Below are 16946 nucleotides of genomic sequence, written 5' to 3'. Positions count from 1 at the left end.
GCTGAGGCGCCATAGTCGTTGGTCGAAGGCCGCCCCCCGATCGCCCCGGCAGGAGAAACAGGCATGGGCAAGCACCGCCGCCAGACGTCGCGCCGCCGCCGCGGACTGCTGGTCCCGTCCCTGTTCACCGCGCTGTCCGCGGTGGTGATCGCCGTCGTGCTGACCGGGACGCACGGGTTGGACCTGTCCGACACGACGGCCGCCGGGAAGGCGGCCCGCAGTACCCGGGCCGCCGCCGCGCCGCCCCCGGCCACCGACCCGGCGGCCTCCGCCCCGCCCGCCCCGGTCGCGGCCCCGGCGCCCTCCTCGGACGCCGCCCCGGCGGCCGCCCCCGCGACGGCCGACCCCGTTCCCGCGACGGCCACCCCCACCCCGGACGTCGCCCTCGGCACCACCCGCTCGGCCCCGACCGGCGACCGCGAGTCCGAGACCGTCGGCGCGCTGTTCAGCGGCGCCCCGGAGGTCGGCGACCACTTCTGCACCGCCAGCGTGCTGCACAGCCCCACCGGCAACCTGCTGCTGACCGCGGCGCACTGCCTCAGCAGCACCGACGGCGTCACCTTCGCCCCCGGCTACCGCGACGGCTCCGCCCCGTACGGCACCTGGCAGGTGACGGCGATCCACACCACCGCCGACTGGTCCCGGAAGGGCGACGTGGCCGAGGACTTCGCGATCCTGGAGACCGCGCCCAGCAACGGCCGCAAGGTCGAGGACGTGGTCGGCGGCAACCGGCTGGGCGCCGACGAGCCCTTCGACGCGACCGTCCGCCTCTACGGCTACCCCGCCGACTCCGAGGAGCCGGTCCTGTGCACCAACGCCACCGCGCAGCAGAGCGCCTCCCAGCGGGTCGTGCACTGCCCGGCCTACCCGTCCGGCACCAGCGGCGGCCCCTGGATCGACACCGCCACGGGCGACGTGGTCGGCGCGATCGGCGGCTACCAGCAGGGCGGCGACACCGACGACATCTCGTACAGCGCCTACTTCGACCACACCATCGCCGAGCTGTACGCCCAGGCCGAGGCGGCCGCCTCCTGAGCCCACGGGCCCGTCCCGGACCGGCCGGACGGGCTCGGAAACACGACGAAGGCCCAGGTCGGTGGATCAACTCCACTGAACTGGGCCTTGGTTACACTCTTGCAATCGCTGCGTGAGTGCCCCCGGTAGGATTCGAACCTACGCACCCGCCTCCGGAGGGCGGTGCTCTATCCCCTGAGCTACGGGGGCCTGTTGGCCTGTCGGTCGCTCGCGCTTCCAACGTGGAGAACACTACCAGGCTTCGGACGTGGTCCGTGCACGGGTTTCCCGGAAGATCGTCCGGGCGTCGCCGGCGCCGCCGCCGGGCGGGGGCGGAAGTGCCCAAAGGCCGGACGGGGCGGCGGGCCCGCCGATACCCTCGGTGAGGTGTCGGGAGTGTCCGGGCGGGTCCTCGTGGTGGACGACAGCGAGGTGATCCGCCAGCTGATCAGGGTCAACCTGGAGCTCGAGGGCTTCGAGGTGGTGACCGCCGCCGACGGCGCCGAGTGCCTGGAGGTCATCCGCCGGGTGCAGCCCGACGTGGTCACGCTGGACGTGGTGATGCCGCGACTGGACGGCCTGCGGACGGCGGCCCGGCTGCGCGCCACCCCGGACACCTGCCGGCTGCCGATCGCGATCGTGAGCGCCTGCACCCCGGCGGACCTCGACCTGGGGGAGACGGTCGGGGTGGACGGCTATCTCGGCAAGCCCTTCGACCCGGCCGACCTGGTGGCCCTGGTCCGGCGGCTGATGCGGCTCGCGGGACAGCCGGGCGGACCGCCCGACGCAGTTCGCCCTGAGCGAACAGAACGCACCGATCACGGCTGAGACCCCGTAACGACGGCGCGGCGGCGTCCCGACAGGTAAACCGAGTGGCGGGCGGGCACCCCGTCTCGCCTACGCTTGGCGTCGTGACCCCCGCAGACCTTTCCCAGGCAATCCAGGCCGCCGTGAGCTCCGCCGTCGAGGCGGGCGAGCTGGCCGTCGCCGTGCCCGAGCACGTGACGGTCGACCGGCCCAAGAACAGGGACCACGGCGACTACGCGACCAACGTGGCCCTCCAGCTCGCCAAGGCGGCCGGCAAGCCGCCGCGAGCCGTTGCCGAACTGCTGGTCGAGCGCCTGCGAGGGATCACCGGCGTCGCCAAGGTCGACATCGCCGGTCCGGGCTTCCTGAACATCACCCTGGACACCGCCACCGCCGGTGCGCTGGCGCGCACCATCGTCGAGGCGGGCGAGGCCTACGGCCGCAACGAGGCCCTGGGGGGCCTGAAGATCAACCTGGAGTTCGTCTCCGCCAACCCGACCGGCCCGATCCACATCGGCGGCGTCCGCTGGGCCGCCGTCGGCGACTCGCTGGCGCGCGTGCTGCGGGCCTCCGGCGCCGACGTCACCACCGAGTACTACCTCAACGACGCCGGTGTGCAGATCACCAAGTTCGCCGCCTCGCTGCAGGCCGCCGCGAACGGCCGCGAGGTGCCCGAGGGCGGGTACGTCGGCGAGTACATCGTCGACATCGCCAAGTCGCTCACCGACGCGATCCCCGGCGTGCTCGACCTGCCCGAGGCCGAGCAGCTGCAGGTCTTCCGCACCGAGGGCCTCAAGCTCATGATCGCCGAGATCAAGCGCTCGATGGACGAGTTCGGCACCCACTTCGACGTGTGGTTCTCGGAGAAGACGCTGCACGACTCCGGCGCCGTCGAGAAGGCCATCGACCGGCTGCGCGACCAGGGCCACGTCTTCGAGCAGGAGGGCGCGGTCTTCCTGCGCACCACCGACTTCGGCGACGACAAGGACCGCGTCCTGATCAAGGCCGACGGCGACAAGACCTACTTCGCCGCCGACGCCGCGTACTACCTGTCCAAGCGGGACCGCGGCGCCGAGGTCGCGCTCTACATGCTGGGCGCCGACCACCACGGCTACGTCAACCGCCTCAAGGCCATCTCGGCCTGCGCGGGCGACGACATGAACCGCAACATCGAGGTGAAGATCGGCCAGTTCGTGAAGATGCTTCGCGACGGCGAAGAGGTCCGCATGTCCAAGCGGGCCGGCAACATCATCACGATCGACGACGTGGTCGAGTGGATCGGCGTGGACGCCGCCCGCTACACCCTGGCGCGCTCCTCCACGGACTCGACGATCACGCTGGACATCAACCTGCTGACCAGCCAGACCACCGAGAACCCGGTCTTCTACGTCCAGTACGCCCACACCCGGATGTGCGGCGTGGCGCGCAAGGCCGCCGAGCTGGGCGTGGACAAGGGTACGGCCGAGCAGTTCAAGCCCGAGCTGCTGGCCACCGAGTGGGAGTCCGACGTGCTCGGCCACCTCGCGGAGTTCCCGCGGGTGCTGGCCACGGCCGGCGAGCTGCGCGAGCCGCACCGGGTCGCGCGCTACCTGGAGGAGCTCGCGGGCAAATACCACCGCCTGTACGAGAACTGCATGTTCCTGCCCAAGGGCGACGAGGAGCTCACCGACACGCACCGCGCCCGCCTCTGGCTGGTCGAGGCGACGCGCACCGTGCTCGCCAACGGCCTCACGCTCCTGGGCGTGACGGCGCCCGAGCGGATGTAGGCACCACCCCCAAGCGCACAGCGGGGGCGGCTGACGGTCAACGGGGACCGTCGCCGCCCCTCGCCATAGGTCTCGAAGGAACCCAGCACCATGAGCCGTTCCGCACACCCCGCAGGCCCCCGCCACGGCGACGTCCTGCCCGAGGGCCACTACCAGGCCCCGCCCGCCGACCTGAACGCGCTCGACCCCAAGGTCTGGTCGCGCACCGTCGCCCGCGACGCCGAGGGCGTGGCCACCGTCGGCGGCATCGACGTCAAGCGGCTGGCCGCCGAGTTCGGCACCCCCGCCTACGTGCTGGACGAGGAGGACTTCCGCTCCCGGGCGCGCGCCTGGCGGGACGCCTTCGGCGCCGACGCGGACGTCTACTACGCCGGAAAGGCGTTCCTCTCCAAGGCGGTCGTCCGCTGGCTGCACGAGGAGGGCCTCAACCTCGACGTGTGCAGCGCGGGCGAGCTGGCGGTCGCGCTGGCCGCCGGGATGCCGCCGCAGCGGATCGCGCTGCACGGCAACAACAAGTCGGCGGACGAGCTGGAGAACGCCGTGAAGACCGGCGTCGGGCACATCGTGCTCGACTCCTACGAGGAGATCGAGCGCCTGGCCGCGATCGCCGCCCGCCAGGGCGTGCGCCAGCCGGTGCTGATCCGGATCACCGTCGGCGTCGAGGCGCACACCCACGAGTTCATCGCCACCGCGCACGAGGACCAGAAGTTCGGGCTGTCCCTCACCGGAGGGGCAGCCGCCGAGGCGGTGCGCCGGGTGCTCGGCCACGACAGCCTGGAGCTGCGCGGCATCCACTCGCACATCGGCTCGCAGATCTTCGACATGGCCGGCTTCGAGGTGGCCGCCCGCCGGGTGGTCGGCCTGCTGGCCGGGATCCGCGACGAGCACGGCGTCGAGCTGCCCGAGATCGACCTCGGCGGCGGCCTCGGCATCGCCTACACCAGTGAGGACGACCCGCGCGAGCCGGCCGAGATCGCGGCCGCGCTGGCCGAGATCGTCCGCCGCGAGTGCGCCGCCGCGAACCTGAACGCCCCCCGGCTGAGCGTGGAGCCGGGCCGGGCGATCGTCGGCCCGACGGCGTTCACGCTGTACGAGGTGGGCACCGTCAAGCCGCTGGAGGGCCTGCGCACCTACGTCAGCGTGGACGGCGGGATGTCCGACAACATCCGCACCGCGCTGTACGACGCCGAGTACTCGGTGTCCCTGGTGTCGCGCACCAGCGACGCGGAGCCGATGTTGGTGCGGGTGGTCGGAAAGCACTGCGAGTCCGGCGACATCGTGGTCCGGGACGCCTTCCTGCCGGCCGACCTGGCCCCGGGCGACCTGATCGCGGTGCCCGCCACCGGCGCCTACTGCCGGTCGATGGCGAGCAATTACAACCACGCCCTCAAGCCCCCCGTGCTCGCCGTCAGGGACGGTGCGGCGCGGGTGATCGTCCGGCGCGAGACGGAGGAGGATCTCCTGCGTCTGGATATCGGATGACGAAATCCTCGTCTCAGATCATGGAACGACCGTAGATCCGTACGGAAAGTCCCGGAGACTGGGTACGGACCGAAGTTTCCGGCGGTCCAGGAAAACCCGCCGGAAATACCGAAGCACGAATGAATGCAGAGCGGAGTCGGATGATGCGTACGCGCCCGCTGAAGGTGGCGTTGCTGGGTTGTGGTGTGGTGGGCTCCGAGGTGGCGCGCATCATGACGACGACGGCCGACGACCTCGCCGCTCGCATCGGTGCTCCGGTCGAGCTGGCCGGGATCGCGGTCCGCCGCGCCGGGCGGACCCGTCCGGGCGTCCCCGAGCACCTGGTCACCACCGACGCCGAGGCCCTGGTCAACCGGGGCGACATCGACGTGGTGGTCGAGGTGGTGGGCGGCATCGAGCCGTCCAAATCGCTGATCCTGTCGGCCTTCCGGCAGGGCGCCTCGGTGGTCAGCGCCAACAAGGCGCTGCTCGCCAAGGACGGCACCGAGCTGCACGCCGCGGCCGCCGAGGCCGGGGTGGACCTGTACTACGAGGCCGCGGTGGCGGGCGCGATCCCGCTGCTGCGCCCGCTGCGCGAGTCCCTCGCGGGCGACAAGGTCAACCGGGTGCTGGGCATCGTCAACGGCACCACCAACTTCATCCTCGACAAGATGGACACCACCGGCGCCGGCTACTCGGAGGCGCTGGAGGAGGCCACCGCGCTGGGCTACGCCGAGGCCGACCCGACGGCCGACGTCGAGGGCTTCGACGCCGCCGCCAAGGCCGCGATCCTGGCCGGCATCGCCTTCCACACCAAGGTCACCGCGGCGGACGTCTACCGCGAGGGCATCACCGAGGTGACCGCGGCCGACATCGCCTCCGCGAAGGAGATGGGCTGCGTGGTCAAGCTGCTCGCGATCTGCGAGCGGGCCGCGGACGGCGAGTCCGTCACCGCGCGCGTCCACCCGGCGATGATCCCGCTGTCGCACCCGCTGGCCTCCGTGCGCGAGGCGTACAACGCGGTGTTCGTCGAGGCCGAGGCGGCCGGCCGGCTGATGTTCTACGGCCCCGGCGCGGGCGGCTCGCCGACCGCCTCCGCGGTGCTCGGCGACCTGGTCGCGGTCTGCCGCAACAAGCTGGCCGGCGCCACCGGTCCCGGCGACTCGGTGTACACCCGGCTGCCGGCCAAGCCCATGGACGAGGTGGTCACCCGCTACCACGTCAGCCTGGACGTGGACGACCGCGCGGGCGTGCTCGCCCAGGTGGCGTCCGTCTTCGCCGAGCACGGCGTGTCCATCGACACCGTGCGCCAGCAGGGCCGCGACGGCGACGCCTCGCTCGTCGTGGTCACCCACCGTGCCACCGACGCCGCGCTGTCGGCGACGGTCGACAAGCTCCGCGCGCTGGACAGCGTGCGGGACGTGGCCAGCATCATGCGGGTCGAAGGGGAATAAGGAACAGCCATGAACGCCGTTGCCGAGAACGTCGTCCGAGGCGCGCACACCCACCAGTGGCGCGGCCTGATCGAGGAGTACCGGGACCGTCTGCCGGTCACCGCGGCCACCCCGGTGGTCACCCTGTTGGAGGGCGGCACGCCCCTGGTCCCCGCCCAGGTGCTGTCCGAGCGAACGGGCTGCGAGGTCTACCTCAAGGTCGAGGGCGCCAACCCGACCGGCTCCTTCAAGGACCGCGGGATGACGATGGCCATCTCCAAGGCCAAGGAGGAGGGCGCCCGGGCGGTCATCTGCGCGTCCACCGGCAACACCTCGGCCTCCGCCGCCGCCTACGCGGTGCGGGCCGGGATGGTCTGCGCGGTGCTCGTCCCGCAGGGCAAGATCGCCCTCGGCAAGATGGGCCAGGCGCTGGTGCACGGCGCCCGGATCCTCCAGGTCGACGGGAACTTCGACGACTGCCTCACCCTTGCGCGTGAACTGTCCGAGAAGTACCCGGTGGCGCTGGTCAACTCGGTCAACCCGGTGCGGATCGAGGGTCAGAAGACCGCGGCCTTCGAGATCGTCGACATGCTCGGCGACGCCCCGGACATCCACGTCCTGCCGGTCGGCAACGCGGGCAACATCACCGCGTACTGGAAGGGCTACCGCGAGTACGCCGCGGACGGCCTCGCCACCCGCACCCCGCGGATGTGGGGCTTCCAGGCCTCCGGCTCCGCCCCGATCGTGGACGGCGCGCCGGTGCTCAAGCCGCAGACCATCGCCACCGCGATCCGGATCGGCAACCCGGCCTCCTGGGACTTCGCGCTCGCCGCGCGGGACGAGTCCGGCGGCCTCATCGACAAGGTGACGGACCGTCAGATCCTGTCCGCCTACCGGCTGTTGGCCTCACAGGAGGGCGTCTTCGTGGAGCCTGCCTCGGCCGCCTCGGTGGCCGGTCTGCTGGCCAAGGCGGAGGCCGGGCTGGTCGACCCGGGCCAGCGGATCGTCTGCACCGTGACCGGCAACGGCCTGAAGGACCCGGACTGGGCGGTGGCCGGCGCGCCGCAGCCGCAGGTCGTCCCGGTCGACCCGGAGGCGGCCGCCCGCAGCCTCGGACTGCTCGACCGGTAACGGGGCCTGACACACCGACGGGCCGCCCCTTTCGGGGGTCGGCCCGTCGGAGTTCCCCGCTGACACTTTTGTGTCAATCGGGCTTCACGTCGCGATCCCTTTCCGCCCCTCCCCCCGGCGGGGAGGGGTGCGCATTCCGGCCAGAACCGGCAACACACCAGATCGAAGGCCCACGGGGTGTACCGCTGGGGAACCTCTCTTCGATACTCTGGCCTCGGCCGTGTGGCACATGCCCCGGGCCCGGGCGGATCCGGGCCTCGCCGACCGCCGTGACCGCCCGCCCCCGAGGGGCCTCGGTCCGTTTCCCCACCCTCGCACCGACGACGCGCTCCGCGCCGCCCGAATTCCCCAGGAGAGTCCACCGCATGGCCGGTCCCGCGTTCCGTGCCGCCGCCGTCCGGGTCAGGGTTCCCGCGACCAGCGCCAACCTCGGCCCGGGCTTCGACGCCTTCGGGCTCGCGCTGGGTCTGTACGACGACGTGGTCGTCCGGGTCGCCGATTCCGGCCTCTCCGTCGACATCGCCGGTGAGGGCGCCGAGACGCTGCCGCGCGACGAGCGCCACCTGCTGGTCCGCGCGATGCGCGCCGCCTTCGACCGGCTCGGCGGCCAGCCGCGGGGCCTCGAAGTGGTCTGCGCCAACCGGATACCGCACGGCCGCGGCCTCGGCTCCTCCTCGGCCGCCATCTGCGCCGGCATCGTGGCCGCCCGCGCGGTGACCATCGGCGGCCCGTCCGCGCTGGACGACGCCGCGCTGCTGGCCCTCGCCTCCGAGCTGGAGGGCCACCCCGACAACGTCGCGGCCTGCCTGCGCGGCAACTTCACCATCGCCTGGACCGACGAGGAGTCGGCCAGGGCGATCGCGCTGGAGCCGTCCGAGCAGGTCGTCCCGGTGGTGTTCGTGCCGGCCGGTGAGGTGCTCACCGAGACCGCGCGCGGGCTGCTGCCGAAGACCGTCCCGCTGGCCGACGCGGCCGTCAACGCCGGCCGCTCCGCCCTGCTGGTGGAGGCGCTGACCCGGCGCCCCGAACTGCTCCTCGCCGCCACCGAGGACCGGCTGCACCAGGACTACCGCGCCTCCGCCATGCCGGACAGCGCCGCCCTGGTCGGCGCGCTGCGCGCCGAGGGCGTCCCCGCGGTCATCTCCGGGGCCGGACCGACCGTCCTGGCGCTCACCGACGAGGCGGGCGCCGACAGGGTGCTCTCCTTCGCCGGGCACCACGGCCACGGCGGGGATCCGGCGTTCGCCGCGCACCGCCTGGACGTCGACCGCACCGGGGCCGTCGTGCTCCCGCTGGGCGTCTGAGCAGCCCGAACGGGCCGCTCGGGGCCCGGCACCGGCGTCCTGCCGAGCCGGGCCCGACGGACACGATTGGCAAGCGCAAGGCTGGGGAATGTCTGAGGGGGTCGGTAGTGTTAACCTCATTGCTGCACCAGGTGCCCTCCGGGGCTAGGTGCGCCGCGTCCCGATCCCAGCGCTCCACGGCAGTGGAGTCCCGGCGATGCACGGGGCGACGATTCTCCGGGAGCCCACCGCAGCGCGTACGCAGCCTGCCTGCGCGACATGCGGCCGCATCCCGAAGCCGTGACGGCACCTGACTCCCACCCGCGGCCTCCCACCTAGAGGCCAGGACGGGCGGAGCACGGGCCACCGTCACGCGACGGGGGCCCGGGATTCGCAGGGAGCGTGGGGGTTACGCCCTCAGGGGAGGTCGACACACGACCGGCCCACGCGCCACTCAGCACCACCGTGCTTCATGCACCGCACCTCGTACGTAGCTCTCCCTCGACGGGCTCCCGCCATTCGAGGGATCACCGCCTCGGACCGACGCAGTCGAGCGTTGGTCAGGACAGCACAACCGGTCGCCGAGCCAGACAGGCCGACGTCCGCTCCAGGGAAGGACCCTTAGTGAGCGACTCCACCGATCTGATGGGCGCGCGCCCGGACGCCGACGCGTCGGACGCAGCCGCCCCCGCTGCCCCGGCGCGGCGCCGCCGCAGTGCCGCCGCGGGCCTGGACGGCATGGTCCTGGCCGAGCTCCAGAAGCTCGCCGCGGACCTTGGCATCACCGGTACCGGACGCATGCGCAAGAGCCAGCTGATCGAGACCATCAAGGAGAAGAGCGGCGGGGACCCGCTGCTCGCCGCCGGTGGCACCGCCCCGGCCGCCAAGCGCACCGCCGCCAAGGCGGACGCCGAGGCCCCGGCCGAGAAGCCGGCCCGCCGCGCCAAGGCCGCCGCCAAGGCCGAGGCCCCGGCCGCCGCCGAGTCGCAGGCCCAGATCGAGATCCCGGTCCAGGCCGCCGCCGAGACCGCCGCGCCGGCCCGTACCGAGCGCACCCGCCGCCGTGCCACCTCGGCCGCCGGCGCGCCCGCCGCCCCGGCCGCGGAGGCCGCCGCCGAGGCCGCCACCGTCGCCGTCGCCGAGCCGAAGCAGGCCGAGGCCCGCCCGGCCGAGACCCGCGGCTTCGAGGGTCGCGAGGACGGCCGCGAGAGCCGTCGCGACCGCCGTGAGCGCCGCGAGCGCCGCGAGGGCGGTGAGCGCACCGAGCGCACCGAGCGCACCGACCGCCAGGAGGGCGGCGAGGCCCAGGACGGCGAGGGCCGCGAGTCCCGCCGCGACCGCCGCAACCGCCGCGAGCGCACCGACCGCCAGCCCCAGCAGGGCGGCGGCCAGCAGCAGGCCGGCCAGGGCGAGCAGCAGGGCCGCCAGGCCCCGCAGGCCCAGCAGCCGCAGGTCCAGCAGGGCGGCTACGAGGACGACGAGTTCGGCGAGGGCCGCCGTGGCCGCCGTGGGCGCTACCGCGACCGCCGTGGCCGCCGCGGCCGCGAGGGCTTCGAGGCCGGCCCCGTCGAGCCGCAGATCGGCGAGGACGACGTCCTGATCCCGGTCGCGGGCATCCTCGACATCCTCGACAACTACGCGTTCGTGCGCACCTCCGGCTACCTGCCGGGCCAGAACGACGTCTACGTCTCGCTCGCCCAGGTCCGCAAGAACGGCCTGCGCAAGGGTGACGCCATCACCGGTGCGGTGCGCCAGCCGCGTGAGGGCGAGCGCCGCGAGAAGTTCAACGCCATGGTGCGCCTGGACTCCGTCAACGGCATGGACCCGGAGAGCGGCCGCGGCCGCCCCGAGTTCAACAAGCTCACCCCGCTGTACCCGCAGGAGCGGCTGCGCCTGGAGACCGACCCGGGCGTGCTGACCACCCGGATCATCGACCTGGTGTCGCCGATCGGCAAGGGCCAGCGCGGTCTGATCGTCGCGCCGCCGAAGACCGGCAAGACCATGGTGCTCCAGGCGGTCGCCAACGCGATCACCCACAACAACCCCGAGTGCCACCTGATGGTCGTCCTGGTCGACGAGCGTCCGGAAGAGGTCACCGACATGCAGCGGTCGGTGAAGGGCGAGGTCATCTCCTCGACCTTCGACCGCCCGGCCGAGGACCACACCACCGTCGCCGAGCTGGCCATCGAGCGCGCCAAGCGCCTGGTCGAGCTGGGCCACGACGTGGTCATCCTGCTGGACTCGATCACCCGCCTCGGCCGCGCCTACAACCTGGCGGCGCCGGCCTCCGGCCGCATCCTGTCCGGTGGTGTCGACTCGACCGCGCTGTACCCGCCGAAGAAGTTCTTCGGTGCCGCGCGCAACATCGAGAACGGCGGCTCGCTGACCATCCTGGCCACCGCGCTGGTCGAGACCGGCTCGCGCATGGACGAGGTGATCTTCGAGGAGTTCAAGGGCACCGGCAACATGGAGCTCAAGCTCGACCGGAAGCTCTCGGACAAGCGCATCTTCCCGGCCGTCGACGTGGACGCCTCCAGCACCCGCAAGGAGGAGATCCTGCTCGGCAGCGAGGAGTTGGCCATCGTCTGGAAGCTGCGCCGGGTGCTGCACGCGCTCGACTCGCAGCAGGCGATCGAGCTGCTCCTGGACAAGATGAAGCAGACCAAGAGCAACGCCGAGTTCCTGATGCAGATCGCCAAGACCACCCCCGGCTCCGGCGACTGACCGTAGCCGGACGGCTGTCGAAGCACGGAACCCCGGATCGCGCGAGCGGTCCGGGGTTCCGCGCGTCCGGGCCGCTTTGTTCCAGACTCGGGACAACTTGAGACCGTTTGGATCATGTTGTCCGATTTACTCTGGGCCGTATGGCCGAACACAAGAGGGTTACGAGTCGTCGCCGCAGGCTCCTGCGGACGGCCGCCTGCGCGTTCGCCGCGTTCGTCGTCGGCGGCGCCCTCCTCGGCTACTTCAGACTCGACGGCAACATCAGGAGCGTCGACATCGACGGCGGGCTCGGCGACGCCCGGCCGCCGGCCGCCACCGACGGCTCCTTCAACATCCTGGTGCTCGGCTCCGATTCGCGCGGCGGCGACAACGGCTCGATGGCCGGCGGGGACACCGGCGACACCGCCCGCTCGGACACCGCCATGGTGGTGCACATCAACCAGGACCACTCCCGCGCCCAGATCGTCTCGATCCCGCGCGACACCCTGGTCACCCGCCCCGACTGCGCCGACCCGAGCGGCCGGACGGCGCCCGGCGCCAAGCGCGCGATGTACAACAGCGCCTTCGAGACCGGCGGCGCGGTCTGCGCGGTCAAGACCACCGAGCAGCTCACCGGGCTGCGGATGGACCACTACCTGCAGGTCGACTTCGCCGGCTTCGCCCGGGTCGTGGACGCGATAGGCGGGGCCACCGTGACCACCACGGTGGCCATCCACGACAAGGACAGCGGGCTCGACCTGCCGCCCGGCGAGCACCGCCTGAACGGACAGCAGGCGCTGGCCTTCGTGCGCACCCGGCACGGCGTCGGCGATGGCAGCGACCTCGGCCGGATCGAGCTCCAGAAGCAGATGGTGAAGTCGCTGCTGCAGCAGGTCGGGGGGAGCGGGATGCTCACCAACCCGGTCAAGCTGTGGTCCGTCGGCGACACCGTGACCAAGAGCATCACCACCGACTCCGCGCTCGGCTCGGTGAACTCGCTGGTGGGGCTCGCCCAGGAGCTCAAGGGGATAGGCCCGGACCAGCTGAGCATGGTCACCCTGCCGGTGGAGACCGCCCCCGGCGACCCGAACCGGGTGGTCCCGCGGCAGCCGGCGGCCGGGCAGGTCTGGACGGCGCTCAGGGCCGACCAGCCGTTCCCGCCGGCGGTCGTCGCCGCGCAGCCGGAGAACCCCGCCCAGGCGGCCCCCACGGCCACGCCGTCGGCCCCGGCGCGGACCACGGGGAAGCCGGGCGCGAAGGCCACCGCCACGCCCTGACGGACGCCGCCGCCGGGCGCGCGGGGGGCCCGGAATATCCCGGAACGCGACCCGGTTTGGGAAGATGCGGCCGGTCCTGGCAGACTGGTCCGTCGGTCCCGGTTCACGTGCGGCGCTCCAGCCGCCGACCCGGTGCCCTCCCGAAACCTAGGAGAACCCCTTGAAGCCCAACGTTCACCCCGAGTACGTGGTCACGCGCGTGACCTGCACCTGTGGCGCCGAGTTCACCACCCGCTCGACCGAGACCAGTGGCGAGATCCGCGCCGAGGTCTGCTCGCAGTGCCACCCGTTCTACACCGGCAAGCAGAAGATCCTCGACACCGGTGGCCGCGTGGCCCGCTTCGAGGCCCGCTTCGGCAAGCAGCACAGCGCGAAGGCCTAGCGCTCCCTCGGCGCCGGTTCCCGGCGTCCCCGTACTCGTTGTCGGGGGCGCTTGGGGGCCGGCGCCGTTCGCGTCCCCCGCGAGTCCGCGCCCCCGCGACCCCGCGAGTCCCCACCCCCCACACGTTTCCGAGTCCCCGGGAAGAAGGCCACCCCATGTTCGAGGCAGTCGAAGAGCTCCTCGTCGAGCACGCCGACCTCGAGACGAGGCTGGCCGACCCGTCCGTCCACGCGGACCAGAACAACGCCCGCAAGCTGGCCAAGCGCTATGCCGAGCTGACCCCGATCACCCGGGTCTACCGGCAGTGGCGGCAGGCCGGCGAGGACATCGAGGCCGCGCGCGAACTCGCGGCCGAGGACCCGGAGTTCCTCTCCGAGGTGAAGGACTCCGAGGCGCGCCGCGACGAGCTGACCGAGGAACTGCGGCTGCTGCTCGTCCCGCGCGACCCGAGCGACGACAAGGACGTCATCCTGGAGATCAAGGCGGGCGAGGGCGGCGAGGAGTCCGCGCTGTTCGCCGGCGACCTGCTCCGGATGTACCTGCGCTACGCCGAGCGGATCGGCTGGAAGACCGAGATCATCGACTCCAACGAGTCCGACCTCGGCGGCTACAAGGACGTCTCGGTGGCCGTGAAGACCAAGGGCAACACCGAGCCCGGCCAGGGCGTCTGGGCCCGGCTGAAGTACGAGGGCGGCGTGCACCGCGTGCAGCGTGTCCCCGCCACCGAGTCGCAGGGCCGCATCCACACCTCCGCGGCGGGCGTGCTGGTCACCCCCGAGGCGGAGGAGGTCGAGGTCGAGATCCTCGCCAACGACCTGCGGATCGACGTCTACCGGTCCTCCGGCCCCGGCGGCCAGTCGGTCAACACCACCGACTCCGCGGTCCGGATCACCCACCTGCCGACCGGTATCGTGGCGTCCTGCCAGAACGAGAAGAGCCAGCTCCAGAACAAGGAGCAGGCGATGCGCATCCTGCGTTCGCGGCTGCTGGCCGCCGCGCAGGAGGAGGCCGAGCGGGAGGCCTCGGACGCGCGCCGCAGCCAGGTCCGCACGGTGGACCGCTCCGAGCGGATCCGCACGTACAACTACCCCGAGAACCGCATCTCGGACCACCGCACCGGATTCAAGTCGTACAACCTGGACCAGGTCCTGGACGGCGACCTGAACGCGGTGATCCAGTCCTGCGTCGACAAGGACGCGGCGGCCAAGCTCGCCGCGGCCCAAGAGAACTGAGACCGGCGCGCCCCAGCCCGCGTTTCGCTCGGAGCCGGAGAGACAAGAGGTCGTACGGATGAACCTGCTGCTCGCCGAGGTGGCCCAGGCCACCCAGCGGTTGGCCGCGGCCGGCGTGCCGTCGCCGCGCTTCGACGCGGAGGAGCTCGCCGCCTACGTCCACAACGTCAAGCGCAGCCAGCTGCACACGGTGAAGGACGCCGACTTCGACGCCCGCTACTGGGAGGCGGTCTCCCGTCGCGAGGCGCGCGAACCGCTCCAGCACATCACCGGGCGGGCGTTCTTCCGCTACCTCGAACTGGAGGTCGGCCCCGGGGTGTTCGTGCCCCGGCCGGAGACCGAGACGGTCGTCGAGTGGGCGATAGACGCGGTGCGCGACATGGACGTGGCCGAGCCGCTGGTGGTGGACCTGTGCTCCGGCTCCGGCGCGATCGCGCTCGCCCTGGCCCAGGAACTCCCGCGCTCGACCGTGCACGCCTTCGAACTGGACGAGGGCGCGCTGGAGTACACCCGGCGCAACATCGAGGCCAGCCCCGACCGCGCCCGGGTCACCCTGCACGCCGGCGACGCCACCAAGGCCTTCGAGGACGACCGCTCCTGGGACGGCCGCTTCGACCTGGTCATCTCCAACCCGCCGTACATCCCGCTCACCGAGTGGGAGTACGTCGCGCCGGAGGCCCGCGACCACGACCCGCAGATGTCGCTGTTCTCCGGCGAGGACGGCCTGGACACCATCCGCGGCATCGAGCGCGTCGCGGCCCGGCTGCTGCGCCCGGGCGGCGCGGTGGTGATCGAGCACGCCGACCAGCAGGGCGGCCAGGTGCCGTGGATCTTCAACGAGGAACACGGCTGGACGGACACCGCCGACCACCGGGACCTGAACAACCGGCCGCGCTTCACGACCGCCCGAAGGGTCGGGTCGTGAACAGTCGAGCACCGTACGACCGCCCGAAGGGTCGGGTCGTGAACAGTCGAGCACCGTACGACCGCCCGAACGGTCGGGTCGTGAACGTCGAGCGCTGTACGACTGCTCGTAAGGCCGTGCTGTAACGCCATGAGCCACTCCGGAAGGGGACCGCACCGATGAGCCGCCGTTACGACTGTGCCGATGCCGGGGACCGCGCCACCGGTCTGCGCGAGGCCGCCTCGGCCATCCGCCGCGGCGAACTCGTCGTGCTGCCCACCGACACCCTGTACGGGGTCGGTGCGGACGCCTTCTCCCCGGAGGCCGTCGGCGAGCTGATGGCCACCCGCGGTCGCGGCCGCAACACGCCCTCCCCGGTGCTGGTCGGCTCGCCGACCACCCTGCACGGCCTGGTCACCGACTTCTCCGAGCAGGCCTGGGAGCTGGTCGACGCCTTCTGGCCCGGCGGGCTCACCCTGGTCGCCCGGCACCAGCCCTCGCTGCGCTGGGACCTCGGCGACACCCGCGGCACCGTCGCGGTCCGGATGCCGTTGCACCCGGTCGCCATCGAGCTGCTGAACGCCACCGGCCCGATGGCCGTCTCCAGCGCCAACCGGATCGGCGGGGCCTCCCCGCTGACCTGTGACGAGGCGCAGGCCCAGCTCGGCGACGCGATCTCGGTCTACCTGGACGGCGGGCCGGCCGTGGACTCCGCCACCTCGTCGATCGTCGACGTCACCGGAAAGGTCCCGGTCCTGCTGCGGGCCGGTGCGATCAGCGTCGAGCAGCTGAGGGAGGTCGTCCCCGACCTGGAGGCCGGCAGTTGACGCCCACCGCCTCGCTCCACTCCGGGCCGGGCATGGCGCCGTACCTGAGTGTGGGCCCCAGGCCGCTGGACCACTTCCGGATCCTGTTCGTCTGCACCGGGAACATCTGCCGCTCGCCGATCGCGGAGCGGCTGACCCGGCGTGAGCTGGACACCCGGCTGAGCCCCCGGGTGGCCGGGCGGATCCTGGTCGAGAGCGCCGGTACCTGGGGCCACGTGGGCGCGCCGATGGAGGACCACGCCGCGACCGTGCTGGACGAGTACGGCGCCGACAGTGGTGGCTTCACCGGCCGCGAGCTGCTGGACGAGCACGTGGTCGAGGCCGATCTGGTGCTCACCGCGACGCTGGACCACCGGGCCCAGGTGATCTCGATGGGCCACGAGGCGGGCCTGCGCACCTTCACGCTGAAGGAGTTCACCCGCCTGGTGCGGACGATAGACCCGGGCACCCTGCCGGATCCCCGGCGCGGCGCCGACGTGACCGAGCGGGCCCGCGCGCTGGTCCGGGCGGCTGCCGCGCTGCGCGGCTGGCTGCTGGCCGCCACCCCGGAGTCGGACGAGCTGGACGACCCGTACGGGGCGCCGATCGGCATGTTCCGCAACTGCGGCGAGGAGATATTCCACGCGGTCGACCCGGTGGTCACCGCGCTCACCGGCGTCCCCGCGCCGCGCTGACGCCCCCGGGCCCCGTCGTCGACGGGCGCAGGACGCGGGCGCAGGACGCGGG

At 72.4% G+C, this 16946-nt stretch carries 14 protein-coding genes and 1 tRNA gene; 14 read left to right on the top strand and 1 reads right to left on the bottom strand.

The genetic code is table 11. The features are described from left to right. Nucleotides 1-63 precede the first annotated feature (63 nt). Entirely contained in the window at nt 64-1035 is a 972-nt protein-coding gene (locus ACGF0D_RS01910; protein ID WP_392913613.1) for a trypsin-like serine peptidase, read from the top strand. A gap of 117 nt (nt 1036-1152) precedes the next feature. On the opposite strand, the gene ACGF0D_RS01905 is transcribed toward ACGF0D_RS01910, so the two are convergent. Continuing rightward, a tRNA-Arg gene (locus ACGF0D_RS01905) sits at nt 1153-1224 on the bottom strand. A gap of 186 nt (nt 1225-1410) precedes the next feature. Between ACGF0D_RS01905 and ACGF0D_RS01900 the strand changes: the two genes are divergently transcribed. From ACGF0D_RS01900 to ACGF0D_RS01840, 13 genes are all read left to right on the top strand, one after another. Continuing rightward, the gene (locus tag ACGF0D_RS01900) at nt 1411-1842 is read left to right on the top strand and encodes a PleD family two-component system response regulator (protein WP_392874207.1); all 432 of its coding nucleotides are present in this window, start codon (nt 1411-1413) and stop codon (nt 1840-1842) included. An 83-nt stretch (nt 1843-1925) separates the two neighbouring features. Beyond that, nucleotides 1926-3587, top strand: coding sequence for an arginine--tRNA ligase (gene argS / locus ACGF0D_RS01895; protein ID WP_392873142.1), 1662 nt, complete (start codon nt 1926-1928; stop codon nt 3585-3587). A 90-nt stretch (nt 3588-3677) separates the two neighbouring features. Continuing rightward, nucleotides 3678-5069, top strand: coding sequence for a diaminopimelate decarboxylase (lysA, locus tag ACGF0D_RS01890; RefSeq protein ID WP_392873139.1), 1392 nt, complete (start codon nt 3678-3680; stop codon nt 5067-5069). Between the two features lie 140 nt (nt 5070-5209). Then, entirely contained in the window at nt 5210-6502 is a 1293-nt protein-coding gene (locus tag ACGF0D_RS01885; RefSeq protein ID WP_380667946.1) for a homoserine dehydrogenase, read from the top strand. Nucleotides 6503-6511: 9 nt separating this feature from the next. After that, entirely contained in the window at nt 6512-7612 is a 1101-nt protein-coding gene (gene thrC, locus ACGF0D_RS01880) for a threonine synthase (protein WP_392873136.1), read from the top strand. Between the two features lie 365 nt (nt 7613-7977). Next, nucleotides 7978-8916, top strand: coding sequence for a homoserine kinase (gene thrB / locus ACGF0D_RS01875; RefSeq protein WP_392873133.1), 939 nt, complete (start codon nt 7978-7980; stop codon nt 8914-8916). Nucleotides 8917-9519: 603 nt separating this feature from the next. Further along, nucleotides 9520-11619 carry a transcription termination factor Rho gene (gene rho, locus ACGF0D_RS01870; protein WP_392873130.1) on the top strand — a complete coding sequence of 700 codons (2100 nt, stop codon included), beginning with the start codon at nt 9520-9522 and terminating at the stop codon, nt 11617-11619. Between the two features lie 140 nt (nt 11620-11759). Then, complete coding sequence (locus ACGF0D_RS01865; RefSeq protein WP_392913611.1) at nt 11760-12875, top strand: LCP family protein; 1116 nt, start codon at nt 11760-11762, stop codon at nt 12873-12875. Between the two features lie 160 nt (nt 12876-13035). Next, nucleotides 13036-13257, top strand: a complete 222-nt coding sequence (gene rpmE, locus ACGF0D_RS01860; RefSeq protein ID WP_030057539.1) for a 50S ribosomal protein L31 — start codon at nt 13036-13038, stop codon at nt 13255-13257. Nucleotides 13258-13412: 155 nt separating this feature from the next. Next, nucleotides 13413-14489: a peptide chain release factor 1 gene (prfA, locus tag ACGF0D_RS01855; RefSeq protein WP_392873124.1), complete on the top strand. Its 1077-nt coding sequence runs from the start codon at nt 13413-13415 to the stop codon at nt 14487-14489. Nucleotides 14490-14547: 58 nt separating this feature from the next. Further along, nucleotides 14548-15414, top strand: coding sequence for a peptide chain release factor N(5)-glutamine methyltransferase (gene prmC, locus ACGF0D_RS01850; protein ID WP_360346986.1), 867 nt, complete (start codon nt 14548-14550; stop codon nt 15412-15414). 158 nt (nt 15415-15572) lie between these two features. After that, nucleotides 15573-16220 carry an L-threonylcarbamoyladenylate synthase gene (locus tag ACGF0D_RS01845; protein ID WP_392873119.1) on the top strand — a complete coding sequence of 216 codons (648 nt, stop codon included), beginning with the start codon at nt 15573-15575 and terminating at the stop codon, nt 16218-16220. A 32-nt stretch (nt 16221-16252) separates the two neighbouring features. After that, nucleotides 16253-16894, top strand: coding sequence for a protein-tyrosine-phosphatase (locus tag ACGF0D_RS01840; RefSeq protein WP_392874204.1), 642 nt, complete (start codon nt 16253-16255; stop codon nt 16892-16894). Nucleotides 16895-16946 lie beyond the last annotated feature (52 nt).

It is taken from the genome of Kitasatospora sp. NPDC048298 (genome assembly GCF_043201465.1).
Classification (GTDB): domain Bacteria; phylum Actinomycetota; class Actinomycetes; order Streptomycetales; family Streptomycetaceae; genus Kitasatospora.
Note: the sequence above shows the minus strand (reverse complement) of the source record. Positions and strands in the feature narration are given on the sequence as shown.